Origin of the sequence: Trichocoleus sp. FACHB-591, from assembly GCF_014695845.1 — a bacterium.
Lineage (GTDB): Bacteria > Cyanobacteriota > Cyanobacteriia > FACHB-46 > FACHB-46 > Trichocoleus.
Genome location: NZ_JACJPA010000032.1, coordinates 40,964 through 54,031, shown reverse-complemented (window position 1 = coordinate 54,031; position 13,068 = coordinate 40,964). Strand labels below are relative to the sequence as shown.

At 49.2% G+C, this 13,068-nt stretch carries 11 protein-coding genes; 6 read left to right on the top strand and 5 right to left on the bottom strand.

The genetic code is table 11. The features are described 5' to 3' along the window. Positions 1–16: 16 nt before the first annotated feature. Entirely contained in the window at positions 17–1,810 is a 1,794-nt protein-coding gene (locus H6F90_RS05415; protein WP_190550894.1) for an NACHT domain-containing protein, read from the bottom strand. A 140-nt stretch (positions 1,811–1,950) separates the two neighbouring features. After that, entirely contained in the window at positions 1,951–2,442 is a 492-nt protein-coding gene (locus tag H6F90_RS05410; protein WP_190550892.1) for a hypothetical protein, read from the bottom strand. A gap of 127 nt (positions 2,443–2,569) precedes the next feature. Here H6F90_RS05410 and H6F90_RS05405 point away from each other — a divergent pair, with 127 nt between their 5' ends. Further along, entirely contained in the window at positions 2,570–3,655 is a 1,086-nt protein-coding gene (locus H6F90_RS05405) for a mechanosensitive ion channel family protein (RefSeq protein WP_190550889.1), read from the top strand. 6 nt (positions 3,656–3,661) lie between these two features. After that, positions 3,662–4,768 (top strand): mechanosensitive ion channel family protein, encoded by a 1,107-nt coding sequence (locus H6F90_RS05400; protein ID WP_190550887.1) that lies wholly within the window; start codon positions 3,662–3,664, stop codon positions 4,766–4,768. 22 nt (positions 4,769–4,790) lie between these two features. Here H6F90_RS05400 and H6F90_RS05395 read toward each other — a convergent pair whose 3' ends face one another. Then, complete coding sequence (locus H6F90_RS05395; RefSeq protein ID WP_190550885.1) at positions 4,791–6,227, bottom strand: YdiU family protein; 1,437 nt, start codon at positions 6,225–6,227, stop codon at positions 4,791–4,793. 89 nt (positions 6,228–6,316) lie between these two features. Beyond that, positions 6,317–8,566: a bifunctional (p)ppGpp synthetase/guanosine-3',5'-bis(diphosphate) 3'-pyrophosphohydrolase gene (locus H6F90_RS05390; protein ID WP_190550883.1), complete on the bottom strand. Its 2,250-nt coding sequence runs from the start codon at positions 8,564–8,566 to the stop codon at positions 6,317–6,319. 384 nt (positions 8,567–8,950) lie between these two features. Between H6F90_RS05390 and patD the strand changes: the two genes are divergently transcribed. The 4 genes from patD to H6F90_RS05370 all read left to right on the top strand — a co-directional run bounded on the left by patD (position 8,951) and on the right by H6F90_RS05370 (position 12,271). Beyond that, the gene (gene patD / locus H6F90_RS05385) at positions 8,951–9,322 is read left to right on the top strand and encodes a heterocyst frequency control protein PatD (protein WP_190550881.1); all 372 of its coding nucleotides are present in this window, start codon (positions 8,951–8,953) and stop codon (positions 9,320–9,322) included. A 73-nt stretch (positions 9,323–9,395) separates the two neighbouring features. Then, the gene (locus H6F90_RS05380; RefSeq protein WP_190550879.1) at positions 9,396–9,989 is read left to right on the top strand and encodes a zf-TFIIB domain-containing protein; all 594 of its coding nucleotides are present in this window, start codon (positions 9,396–9,398) and stop codon (positions 9,987–9,989) included. 196 nt (positions 9,990–10,185) lie between these two features. Then, positions 10,186–11,910 carry an ABC transporter ATP-binding protein gene (locus tag H6F90_RS05375; protein WP_190550877.1) on the top strand — a complete coding sequence of 575 codons (1,725 nt, stop codon included), beginning with the start codon at positions 10,186–10,188 and terminating at the stop codon, positions 11,908–11,910. A gap of 154 nt (positions 11,911–12,064) precedes the next feature. Further along, positions 12,065–12,271, top strand: coding sequence for a hypothetical protein (locus H6F90_RS05370; protein WP_190550875.1), 207 nt, complete (start codon positions 12,065–12,067; stop codon positions 12,269–12,271). Positions 12,272–12,286: 15 nt separating this feature from the next. On the opposite strand, the gene H6F90_RS05365 is transcribed toward H6F90_RS05370, so the two are convergent. Continuing rightward, positions 12,287–13,051 (bottom strand): class I SAM-dependent methyltransferase, encoded by a 765-nt coding sequence (locus H6F90_RS05365; RefSeq protein ID WP_242024344.1) that lies wholly within the window; start codon positions 13,049–13,051, stop codon positions 12,287–12,289. Positions 13,052–13,068 lie beyond the last annotated feature (17 nt).

Here is a 13,068-nt window from a genome sequence, read left to right as displayed (position 1 = left end):
CTACTGGCTAGCCTACCTACAAATCCATTTTGGCAAAATGGTCTTGCAGTAGCTTGTGCATAAACCGATAGCGGCCGCCAATGCGCTGTAACAAGAGCCGCTCGGTGCAGTAGTTGAGAAGCAGATCATAGCGAAACGGGGCGTAACGATTCCAGGCCAGGACGATACGGAGAGCCAAATGTTGGATTAGTGCTTGCCCACCCCCTTTGTGGGAACTAAACAAAACTAGACAAAAGATAGAGCCTGAGACAATGCCGGGGATGTTTTTCACATCAACCACGCCTATCAAGAATTTTTCTAAGAAAATCTTAAAAGGTAAGATTGTTGCAACGGCAATCGCACTTACAATCACCATATTTTTGAATGAGTTTTTGATACCTTGATTCGGCTCAGTCCGAATTTGAATATCTGCCTTGAAGCCATCAATCAGCCCACCGATGAAGGAGCTAACCAGTATAGGAATTAGCGTACCAACAAACAGAGTAATTAGCATACCTATTGGTACGAGAATTAGAACACTAATCAGCACACCAACTAGTATAGAAATTAGTACGGGAGTTAGAATGGCAATTAGCCGAATGATCAAGTGTCTCTGGATCGAGCGTAAAACTTCTCGCCATGCTTCAAGAGACATCGAAATTGAGATTGCTTCTATAGGTTCAATAGTATGTAACCTACCAACGAAACCAGCAATCAAGCTACCATGCAATCCAAGAATCAGGCCGCTAGTTATGTTAATAACCAATCCGGAAATCAGCCCAACACTTAGTCCAAAAATTATCCCAAGAACTAGTTGGTATGACCATTTTTGCTGTTGGGTGAGCAGTACAGTAGGTTGTATCTTTTCAATTAATAGCTCGGTGCTAGAGTCATAGTTCAGCATTTTGGCAGCAAAGACCAAAGAGCGCCGCACTTCCTGACGACTTGGTAGCACGTTGATACCGTAGGTTTTGCTGCGAATGCCTCTTTGCCGTTCAACCGGATCGAGAATTAACTCTCGCTCGATTGCTGCCTCCCAGTAAGTATCAAATAAATATTCAATTTTTTGCTCAGATGTTGTACGAGCTTGCCAATCGCTAATCGAAAACTTTAGCTGAGTAGCAACTAAACCAAACATTGATAAAAACAGAGGTTTAGTCAGCAACTCTTGTAATGCAACATCTTGATGCACGGTTTGCCATACATCTTGCAGCTCAAATTGTGCAAAGTAGTGTTCAATTTGCTGAGGATTTAATGCTTGTAAATAAATCGCCCCATACAAGCTCAACGGTTGCTGCACGACTTGCTCAAATTCTTCTCGCCGACAGCAGACCAACACCCCGCAAGGTTGCTGGGCTAGCTCTCCTGTTAGCCAGGTATTTAGTGCTAAGGCACATGCTTTTTGATGCTGCGGTGCAACTTCATCTAATCCATCCAGCAATGGCAGCATTTGATGTTTTCTAAGCCATTGTAATGCTAGAGCTTGGTTCAGACCGTGCTTGGTTCTTAGCTCACTCAACAACCATTCAAAAATGGATTGCTTTGGATTTTTCCAAGCAGACAGATTGAGTAATACAGGAATTGGTTCCGCTTTATCTGTCCTTGCTCGGTACAGCAAATCCTGTGCCAACTCCAGCATCATTGTCGTCTTGCCAGCTCCTGGCTCTCCCAAAATTAGCAGTTGCCGAGCAAGTTCGGGGCGATCGAACACCTCAATAATCCGAGTTCCAGTTTCTACAACTTCCCCCGACTGTTGTGTTTGCACTACTGTTGCTGACCAAGGCCGCTGCACGCGATAGTCTTGCCGCTCCATGCCTAGCGTTAACCACACTGCATTGTGCAACGACTGGGCTAACCGTTCCTCGACTTCTGTCGTGACGGCTTGCAGCAGTTTTGCCTGGGTGGGTTCTCGCTTAGCAGGTGGTAAGTTGAGTTTGGGATGCGCCCCTACAACCAGATCGCGATCGCGGGCTATGACTTTTTTGCTAGTTCCTGAGCATACCTAATCAACTTGCGGAAATGAGTTCGCAACAATTTTCCGGGCTCTACCTCCGCTTCATAGGACACATTCACAAACGGCGGCAAGAGTGACAACGCCCCCTTTAATTTGGCTGTAGCAGAGGGTTCTGGCTTGGTAACTTCAGCATAAATTTTCTGGAGCCATTCCAGCACCTCATCAGGATATTGCTGGCTCGTTTGCAACTGCCCGACCTGCTCGATAATCTCAGCAACTACAACTTCTGGCGCTGGTTCGGCGATCGCTACACTTCCAGACTGCTCCGCCAAAATCTCCCAATACTCTCTTTCAAACGGCTGCATCTCTGCCTTCAAATCAGCAATCTGAAGTTTGATCCGGGCTCTCTCTTCTGGGGCGATCGACGTTAACGTATCTTCTTTCCCCTCTAACTGGATACGTAAACGATTCAGATTTTTTTCAACTTGGCGCAGGCGATCGCTCGACATCCGTAAGCTCCAGAACCAAAAGTTACTACCTCGGTTTTACCCGATCAGCAGCACAATGCCGACAGGTTTTTGTTGAAGTAGGTGTTTCAGAGTTCTTCTAAGATAGGAACACCAAGAGGAATTATTAATGTTGGATTCTTTGAGTATTGGTACAAGCATAGAGTTAGGGTTGCTCACATTGATGGTGCTACTACTGGGGTTTGGCGGTCGCCGGATTCCTGCTTGGGTCAACTTACTGCTCGATCGCTTTGCCTCGCCAGGGGTGAAAGAGTTTTACCAAAAAGTCGTGGAGCCACACCAAGAACTGGGATGGATAGTGGCAATTTTGGGATTGGTAGAACTTCTAGCACTATTGATTCCTGAAAAGCGGGAGCAGGCGTTTGTTGAGGTGCCTGTCAGCCTGGGTTTAACGATTACAGCCAGTTGGTTTGTCTCCCGTCTATTCAAGCAATTCTTTGAGTTTTATATTTTAGAAGCTGTTATTAAAAGTGGACGGAAGTCGAATAGTGAATTTCTAATTTTGATGCAATTGCTGGTGAATATCGGCATTGTCATCATCGCGATCGTGCTCTTTGCCCAAACGCACCGCATTAACATCGTTGGTTTAATTGCCAGCTTGGGCATTGGCGGTTTATCGGTGGCCTTTGCTGCCCAGAAAACACTAGAACAACTCTTAGGAGGAATTGTTTTATATCTCGATCGCCCCTTTGTCGTAGATGATTATATTGGCTTACCAGATGGCGTATTTGGACGAGTAGAATCGATTGGCTTGCGCTCAACTAAAATCCGCACATCTGGTAAAGGAACGCTAGTGATTGTGCCAAATAGTTCTTTAACACAGTTAACGATTGAGAATTACACAGGCGGTAAGAAAGTGATGGCTTTGGTTTACTTGAATTTCTATCAAGTCATTGCGATCGCTGACCGAGCTTTAGTTCAGAAAATCATTATTGATAGTACAGATGATATTTTTGGCATTGATACCCAAAACACAATTGTCACATTTAAGGATTTCACCGATGCTTTAGGACAAGCGCGATCGCAAGCTCAAGTTACCTTCTTTATTTTAGGCTCAGAAGAAGTTTCGATGACGCTGCGGCGGCAACTTCTTGACATTGCCAATCAAACCATTACAGAAAAACTTAAAACCTACGGCATTACATTTGATATCGAAGAGCCAACCATTTATGTGGATGCTCCCATCACCATCTAAATCTAGATGAACATTGCTAATTCAGTTTCTAGCTTCCTGCAAGTTGATGTTGCCAGAGCAATATTGCAAAGAGCAACCGTTTTCTTATTATTTTTGCTGCTCTCTTTACTGGTTGGCCGCTACACTCCTGAAATTGTCAAGTCAGTAATTCGACGGTTTTCGCCAGAGCAAGTTGCGGAAATTTACGATCATTTAATTGAACCAATTAAACCAATTTTCAAGGTTGCTGGCACGTTCGTTTTAATTTCCTGGTCCCTAGCTTGGATTCGAGTCTATCCTGCGTTTTATGGCTTTATTAAGCCGTTTGTTGATTTAGCAGTCGTTATAAGTTTAGCTTGGCTTGCTTCTAGGTTATTTCGGCAATTTGTTCGCACTTATGGCATTGATTTAGTGCGGAAAGTGGGGAGAGAAGTCGATGAGCTGTTGCTGGTGGTAGAAACGTTAGCCAATGTCTTGATTGGATTTATTGCTGTCTTTGCTTTTGCTCAGAGTCAGCAGTTTAACTTAATTGGCTTGATGGCGAGCTTAGGTTTAGGGGGGTTGGCGATCGCCTTTGCTGCCCAAAAAACCCTGGAGCAATTGCTAAGTACTGTGGTGTTGTATCTCGATCGCCCCTTTGAGCCAGGTGATTATATTCGCTTGCCAAGCGGGTTGTTTGGTCGTGTCGAATCGATTGGCTTGCGATCGACTAAAATTCGCACTGCGGCTAAAAGTACGCTGTTTATTGTGCCAAATTCAACACTGGCCAACCTAGAGATTGAAAATATTACCAGGGGCAAGAAAATCATGGTCTTGCTCTATCTAGATTTTTTGAATAATCTGCAAGATCGAGAGCAAGCTTTAGTACAACAGGTAATTATCGAAAGTACAGATTCAGTGTTTGGGATTGACCCAGGCAGTACCAATATTACTTTTACTCAGCAAGCTCCACCTCAAGCGACGCAAGCCAGAGTCACATTTTTTATCTTGGGTTCTAGCGAAAATTCCCTGCAACTCAGGAAGCGGTTGTTAGAGGTTGCCAACACCAAAATCTCTCAGCAATTGAGGAACTTTGGGATTGAGTTTGTGTTGCAAGAACCCACAATTTATATTGAATCTCCCATCACCATATAGGGCAGCTTAGAAGCGATCGCCCTTAATTTCCAGTACGAATTTTGGTTAGCAAATCATAGAAGGGTTGCCAATTGTTTTCTTCGGTGATCGGTGCCCAAATCGCTTCAATTTCAGGGCGGATCAACGGCGTGGTGGGGTTATGTTGGTTGAGCCTTTGGGCGATGTTCTCCATTTCCTCAATAGACTGGCTAATTAGGAGGGTGTGATAATATTGCCGCCAACGGTCTAAACAGGTTTTTTGCTCATCGGTGGTGGCGAAGTCAGCGTTGTTGAGAATGCCGCCATCTTCTCGCCAACTGGCGTTGAACTGTTGTTTTAACTCACGAAAGAAAGCGTGGTATCCCACTTCACACACTTCCAGCAATTGCAGCGTCCGTTTAATGAGTTCATCGGTCTCGGCTTCTGGTAGCTCAGCGAAGCCGAGTTTATTGAGCATGCGTTGGCGATAGACAGCATAGTAATAGTCACCAAACTTCGCTAAGCCCGCTTCCATATCCGCGATCGCCATCACCGCAGATAAAGGTGTTTGTAGCATCTCTAGATTGAGCTGACAGATTCCCGGTTGGTTGCCGTAGCAATAGCGCCCAGAATAGTCGAAATATGCTGCCGTAAACCGCAGATCGTAGCGATCCATAAAGGCATAGGGGCCGTAGTCGAAGCTTTCTCCGGTGATCGACATATTGTCCGTGTTCAGCACCGCATGACAGAACCCTACGGACATCCACTGCGCTGCTAGTTCCGCCACTCGTTGCACTAACTCGGCATAGAACAAGGCATAGCGATCGCTCTCTCCTTGCAGGTGAGGATAGTAGTACTCGATCACATGGTCTAGCAGCTTTTGAATCAGATCTTTGCGTTTCAAATAGTGCAGACGCTCAAAGGTACCGAAGCGGATATGCGATCGGTTGAAACGCACCATTACCGAGGAGCGAGTGGGGGAGGGTTCATCACCACGCCACAAATTTTCTCCGGTTTCAATCATGCTCAAGCACCGGGAAGTCCGCACGCCTAAATAGTTGAGTGCTTCTGCTGCTAAGACTTCCCGCACGCCACCTTTTAGCGTCAATCTGCCGTCGCCACCGCGAGAATAGGGTGTGGTGCCAGAGCCTTTGGTGCCAAAGTCGTAGAGTTCACCATCAGTACCGCGCACTTGACCGTAAAGGAAACCGCGACCATCCCCCAAAAAGGCGTTATATTCACCAAACTGATAGCCGTGGTAACGCATTGCCAGCAGCGGTTGGCGACCCTCAAATCTCCCAAACGCCTCAATGAAGTCTTCGTCTGTCACCGCTTGCGGGTCGAGGCCGATTTTGGGCAGGAGGTCATCGTTGCGCCACCGCAAAATTTGGGCAGGAAACGCAGCGGCAGCGACCACATCAGAGTAGTCTTCCCCCAACGATTCAAACGCAGGTTCGTAGTTGAGGGCAAGGAAGGGATTGGTACGAGCAGCGGGGGTCATGCAAGATCACAGGTAGTCGTCCGAACTCCTTCATCCTGCCACTGATTCACCTGACTTGTGTGCTGGGTTAGTAGCGCGATCGCCTTGGCTTAATCTTCAATTTGGTTCAGGCGACGAATATTGAGCACATCGCTGAGCTTCTTAACTTGACTGAAGGTACGCTCTAGCTGAGCATGGTCGCGAATATCGATGCCGAGGTTGATCGTGGCGGTTTGATCGGGAAAGGTCTTCACCTGAGCATTGCGGACGTTGATGTTGTTGTCGGTCAGGCGAGACAGAATATCCTTCAGCACCCCGACGCGATCGATCACATCAATTTGAATATCCACTGGATAGTTTTGAGGTCTGGCCCGCTCCTCATCAATGGGGTTCCAACTCACAGGAACGAGGCGATCGCCAGGGATTTGGTCGCTGTTTTGGCAGCCTTGGCGATGGATCGAAATGCCATGACTCCCGCGCGTCACTACCCCAATAATGCGCTCTCCTGGAACGGGGTTACAACAGCCCGCCAAGTGATACAGCAACCCTTCCACTCCGGCGATCGGAGACTTGCTGGTGGGGGCAACAGGGACAGGCCGAGTGCTGGTATGCAGTGGCAACACTTCTGGCACAGGTACTACAGGTTGTTGAGCCTTGACCGTTTCTCGTAAACGGTTGACCACCAAGCTCAGCGTGACTTCTCCATAGCCCAAAGCTGCCAGCAAATCTTCTACACTGTGATAGTTGCAGCGCTCCGCCGTCGCTTGCATGGGTTGAGACTTGAGTAGGGCATCAAAGCCACTCTTGCCCAATTCTTTTTCTAATAGTTCTCGACCGCGCAATAGATTCTCATCTCGGTGCGATCGCTTGTACCACTGACGAATGCGGTTTCTAGCGCCACTAGTCACTACAAAGTTGAGCCAGTCGAGGCTAGGATGCGAGTTCTTCTGGGTGAGAATCTCGACAATGTCGCCGTTTTGCAATGGCGTATCCAGCGTGACGATGCGACCATTCACCTTGGCACCTGCACAATGATTGCCTACTTCGGTATGGATGCGGTAAGCAAAATCCACCGAAGTTGCGCCAGGACAGAGGGGCACCACATCACCCTTGGGCGTGAAAGCGTAGACATCGCCATCAAACAAATTATCTTTGACGCTTTCCAAGTACTCTTGAGCGTCTTTGAGGTCACTTTGCCACTCCAGCAACTGCCGCAGCCAAGTGAATTTCTCATCCGAGGCAGTCAGCAGCGTACTACTGCCCCCTGTTTCCTTATATTTCCAGTGGGCGGCGATCCCGTATTCCGCCACATGATGCATTTCGACGGTCCGAATCTGGACTTCCAACGGACGTCCATTCAGGCCGATGACGCTGGTATGCAGAGATTGATAGCGGTTGGACTTGGGCAAGCCGATGTAGTCTTTGAAGCGACCGGGGATCGGGCGAAACGAGTCGTGAACCACGGCTAAAGCGCGATAGCACTCATCGTTGTTTTGCATAATCACCCGCACCGCAGCCACATCGTAAATCTCGTGGAATTCTTTTTGCTGCCGCTGCATCTTTTGATAAATGCCGTAAAGATGCTTAGGACGACCACTAATCTCCGAATGCTGCACCCCAATTTGTTGGAGGCGATCGCGCAGAATTTCTGCTACCTTGTTGAGCCGCTCTTCGCGATCGGTGCGTTTTTCAGACACCAATTGCTGCATCTCGCGGTAAGCTTCTGGCTCTAGGTACTTAAACGATAAATCTTCCAATTCCCACTTAAACCGACCGATCCCCAGGCGGTTGGCAAGCGGTGCAAAGATTTCTCTGGTTTCCTGGGCAATGCTACGGCGCTTGGCATCAGGCAGGTGCTCTAGGGTTCGCATATTGTGCAAGCGATCGGCCAGCTTCACCACAATCACCCGAATATCTTGAGCCATCGCCAAGAACATGCGGCGGAAATTTTCAGCTTGACGTTCCCGCTTGCTAGAGAAATTAAATTTTGACAGTTTGGTGACTCCCTCTACCAACCGCCTCACCTCTGGGCCAAAACGTTCCTCAATTTCCTCGGCTGTCACTTCGGTATCTTCTACCACATCGTGCAAGAAGCCCGCTGCAATCATGGCGCTGCTGCCTCCCAAGTCTCGCAGTAACCCCGAAACGGCAACAGGATGAGCGATGTAAGGTTCCCCAGAGGCGCGGTATTGCCCTTCATGCAGCTGATAGGCAAACTCGAATGCCCGACAAATGAGGTCTGTTTCCTCAAAATGACCAGTTGCATTGGCCTCAGAACCTTTTTGCTGTGTGAGCAAGCATTCCTGAAGCCAGTCAGGAACGACAAAGGGGGTAGTGGGAACTGTTGCCGTTACGTTCATGCTGTGGAAGTGAGGGAAGAATAAGGGGCGGTAGAGTATGGCTGATTCTACTGCATCTAAATGTGTTTAGATATACAAGCATGCCCAGCCAATAGGCAATTAGCTATTGTGATAGAGGTTGTATAAAGATGCGATAGCTGTTGCAATAGAGGGGACTTGCGGTGCAAATCCACGGAAAATAATCGAAAAACCGTGATCCCCGCCTCGCTGAAGCCAAATCACGATGATATTTGAGTTAGAAAATACTAACGAATATAAGGTTGATTTAATTAAAGTTGGTAGCTTGCCTTTAAACCTTAAGGTCGCAGCCTCAAAGCTGCATCAAACCTTAGGTTTAATAGTAGGAACAAACTCTTATTCTAATCTTAACTAAAGACGCGCCGAATGTTGCCAGAGGCTCATCGCCAAATCTATCAAGAATTTCTGCGATCGCTCGAGCAGCTTCAAGTAAAAGCGACTCAAGCGAAGCCTGATCCCGCTGCCTTAATCGTGGCATTTCAAGAGATCCAGCAGTTTTTTCAGCGCCAAGTTCTAACGCTCAGTTGGGAAAATCATCCTGATACGACGGTGGAACAGCGCGTACAGTCTTATCAAATTGAAATGAATAAACAACTCAAGTTGATGGGAACGGACGTCATGTTCTTGCAAGCAGCTCGCCAATCGAGTACGGCTCAGCAGCGCCAGGTGCAGATTAGCGATCGCCTGAATTTGCTGATTGGTTACTGTAATGTGCTGTTGCAGGTGGATGAGGAGTGACGTTTACCCTGATTCCCCAACCTGATACCCTAATCGTTAAATCGGCAAGTTCTACTGGAGGGGAAGCTAGCCTGTGCAATGTCCCAAAGATCGACGAGTAGAGCTGGTAGATAGTACGCTGGCTCCTGCGTTGGCAGCGAAGTGCTGCCCTGATTGTCAAGGTACTTGGATTCCAGCGACGGAGTATGAATCTTGGCAAGCTCATCAACCTCAGCCAACGGTTGATGCACTGCCGAAGGTGCTGGATGTGGAATTTGTCCAGTCTCCGTTTGATACGAAGGCTGCGTTGTGCCCGGAGTGTGGTCGCTACCTGTCGCGGGCGAAGGTGGGGGTAAGAATTCCTTTTTATGTGGAGCGCTGTTTAGATTGTGGCGGCATCTGGTGCGACCACGGGGAATGGGATGTTTTAGAGAAGATGGGGCTGCATACGGTAATTCAGCAGCTTTTCTCTAGTGAGTGGCAAACTCGCATTCGAGAGAAGGAGTATGCGATCGCGGAGCAACAGGCGACAATTGATAAGTTGGGGCCAGAGTTGGCGGCGCGGGTGTTTGAGTTGGCGGAATATTTGCAGGCACATCCAAATGGGGATTTTGGGGTGGCCTATTTGATGCGGCGGTTTGATAAGCCGGAGCCGTTAAAGAAGATTTCTATGAGTCAGGGGCCTTAGTTTTTCCAGAACCAAGTCTTTCTAAAACCAAGCCTTTGGTGGCGCTTGCCCCCAAACCCCCGCTGAGGGACGGTTGCGTCCCCCAGACCCCCTCCAAACGAAGCTGGGTGTAAGCGTTTCGATACCTTTACTTCTTCTGCTCCCTGGCTCCTAACTACCTTTCATCCTTCATCCCTCCTCCTTCATCCTTCCTCTTATGCCCTCTGAAGCTTTGTTCTCTGTAGAAAACCTCCGAGTTGCCTATCCTGCCTCAAGCCGGGGGCAGAAGGCTGATGGGGGAATCGATTGGGCGGTGGATGATGTGTCGTTTACGCTGCAACCGGGCGATCGCTTGGGGTTGGTGGGGGAGTCGGGTTGTGGCAAGTCTACGTTGGGGCGGGCGGCGATGCGGTTGTTGCCTCCTAATAGTCAGGTGGAGGGGCGGGTGACGTTTCGGGGGCAGTCAGTGTTTGATTTGTCTCCAGGAGAGTTGCGGCGGTTTCGGGGTGAGGCGGTGGCGCTGATCTTCCAAGATCCGATGACTCGACTTGATCCGTTGATGACGATTGGAGAGCATTGTCTGGAGACGCTGCAAGCTCATCAGCCGCAGTTGTCGCGGCGAGAGGCAAAGGAGCGGGCGATCGCGACGTTGGAAGCGGTGAAGATTCCGGCGAGTCGGTGGGCGCAGTACCCACATGAGTTTAGTGGGGGAATGCGGCAGCGAGTGGCGATCGCGTTGGCGCTATTGCTTGACCCGAAGCTGATTGTGGCGGATGAGCCGACGACGAGTTTGGATGTGACGGTTTCGGCACAGATTTTGCAGGAACTGACGCGACTATGTGCAGAGCGGGAGATGGCACTACTGCTGATTTCGCACGATTTGGCGATGGTAGGCGAGTACTGCGATCGCATTGCGGTGATGTATGACGGCAAGATGGTAGAAACAGGGCCGACTGCTACGGTGCTGGAAAAACCTCAGCATCCTTATACCAAAGCTTTATTAGAGTCGGCGCTGCATATTCAGGCGGTTCCGGCGGATGCACCGATTCCGTTGCCAGATTCCTCGGTTATCGAGTCTGCGAGTGACGAAACCTTTGGCTCAGGAGCGATCCCCGACCCTTGGGCCTCACCAGATGCGTTGCTGCGGGTAGAAGATTTGAAGCAGTACTACACGCTGGAGCAAAATTTCATCGCGCGTCTGTTTAACAAAGAAGAGCAGACGATTAAGGCGGTGGATGGGATCAACCTGGATCTGTACTCAGGTGAAACGCTGGGCTTGGTGGGTGAGTCGGGTTGTGGCAAGAGTACGTTGTCACGCACGATTTTGCAGTTGATTCGGCCTACGGGCGGCAAGGTGGAGTTTCTGGGGCAAGACCTCACTCGCCTCTCTAAGGAAGCGATGCGGCAACAACGGCGACAAATGCAAATGGTGTTTCAAGACCCACGGGCTTGCCTCAACCCGCTGATGACGGTAGGTCAGAGTATTGGCGATCCGCTGGTGATTCACCAGTTGGCAAACTCGGTTGAGGTGAAGCAGCAGGTTTTGTACATGCTGAAGCGGGTGGGACTCACGCCTGCTGAGGAATTTTACCAGCGCTACCCAGCAGATCTCTCTGGAGGCCAGCAACAACGAGTGGCGATCGCCCGTGCCCTAATTACTCGCCCGAAGCTGCTAATCTGCGATGAGCCTGTGAGTATGCTGGATGCAACGGTGCAAACGCAAGTATTGGAGCTGATGCGGGAGCTAAAGCAGGAGTTTGAACTCACCTATCTCTTCATCACTCATGATCTCTGGGTGGCGCGTTTCTTCTGCGATCGCATTGCGGTGATGAATGGCGGCAAGATTGTAGAAATCGGCTCAACCAAGGAGATTTTTACCAATCCGAAGCACCCCTACACTCAAACGCTACTGGGGGCGGCTCCGCTACTAGCTCGACACTAATCGCTTGGCACCCAGTAACGCAACTTGTGAGGAAGCATTGCAATTTAGGCTAGTGACCTCAATCGTGATCTAGCTTGAAGGTAAGCTCTGCGATCGCAACATAGGCAGAGTTGGAATAGATCGTAACCGGGCGTTGCGATCGGGAGCAAAACCTATGACAGAACCGGAAGTGTTGGACTGTCCCAAGTGTGGCAAGAAGGGCTTGGTGCGGTGCTTGCACAGCGAGGATGATTTGTTTCAGTGCGTCTATTGTGACTACAGCCACGACTTGACGAAAGCTAAAGACGCTGATGGAGGGACAGGCACAGTATTCCTAGCGATCGCATCTGCTCTTCTAATCGCTTTACTCTTGCTGGGTTAAGGATAGAAGCTAGGTTTAAGGCTTGAGGGCGATCGCGCGAATCCGGCGGTAATCGGTTACCCAAGTGCCGTTTTGGTAGAGTTGGGGACGGATGCGTTCGGCAATTTGGGCGAGAAAGGTTGTTTGTTGCTCAGTGGGAACGGCTTGCAGAAAAGACTGGGCAAACATCTTGATCCAATTTTGGATGCCGTCTGCGTCGGTGAGGGGCGTAGGGCGATCGAACAACGCCGCAAAACAGACTTCAAAGCCTTGCTTTTCCAATAGGGCTGTATATTCGCCAATGCTAGGGAAGTACCAAGGGTTGAGGGCTTCGGGGTTGGGATGGCCGCTCTCTTTCAAGCCTTGCTCTAAGGCAGAAGCGATCGCTTGCACATTGCCTTTCCCTCCAAACTCCACCACCAAGCGACCTCCTGGTTTCAGTGCTTGCCACATACTAGCGATCGCAGCTTCAGGTGGCTTGACCCAGTGCAGCACTGCATTAGAGAAGATGGCATCAAACTCTTCTATAAAAGGTAGGTTGCTGGCATCAGCGACTTCAAAGCGTAAGTTGGGATAATTTTGCTGGGCTTGGGCAATCATGCTGGCAGCACGATCAATGCCAAGAACTTCAGCACCACGATCGCTAATCTTTTGAGTGAGTGACCCAGTGCCACAGCCTAAATCGAGAATCTGTTCCTCTAGTTGCGGATTGAGTAAATCCAGTAATGCCGCACCATACTCAGCGACAAAACTATGTTTGCGATCGTATAGGTCAGCGTTCCACTGATGAGTTGTCATCATCTTCATTCCCCAAAACT

Excerpts from the sequence above, each read along its gene's own strand:
- H6F90_RS05390 (WP_190550883.1), bottom strand. The coding sequence starts at position 8,566 with ATGAACGTAACGGCAACAGTTCCCACTACCCCCTTTGTCGTTCCTGAC.
- H6F90_RS05370 (WP_190550875.1), top strand. The coding sequence starts at position 12,065 with ATGACAGAACCGGAAGTGTTGGACTGTCCCAAGTGTGGCAAGAAGGGC.
- H6F90_RS05410 (WP_190550892.1), bottom strand. The coding sequence starts at position 2,442 with ATGTCGAGCGATCGCCTGCGCCAAGTTGAAAAAAATCTGAATCGTTTA.
- H6F90_RS05395 (WP_190550885.1), bottom strand. The coding sequence starts at position 6,227 with ATGACCCCCGCTGCTCGTACCAATCCCTTCCTTGCCCTCAACTACGAA.
- H6F90_RS05405 (WP_190550889.1), top strand. The coding sequence starts at position 2,570 with ATGTTGGATTCTTTGAGTATTGGTACAAGCATAGAGTTAGGGTTGCTC.
- H6F90_RS05400 (WP_190550887.1), top strand. The coding sequence starts at position 3,662 with ATGAACATTGCTAATTCAGTTTCTAGCTTCCTGCAAGTTGATGTTGCC.
- patD (WP_190550881.1), top strand. The coding sequence starts at position 8,951 with ATGTTGCCAGAGGCTCATCGCCAAATCTATCAAGAATTTCTGCGATCG.
- H6F90_RS05365 (WP_242024344.1), bottom strand. The coding sequence starts at position 13,051 with ATGATGACAACTCATCAGTGGAACGCTGACCTATACGATCGCAAACAT.
- H6F90_RS05375 (WP_190550877.1), top strand. The coding sequence starts at position 10,186 with ATGCCCTCTGAAGCTTTGTTCTCTGTAGAAAACCTCCGAGTTGCCTAT.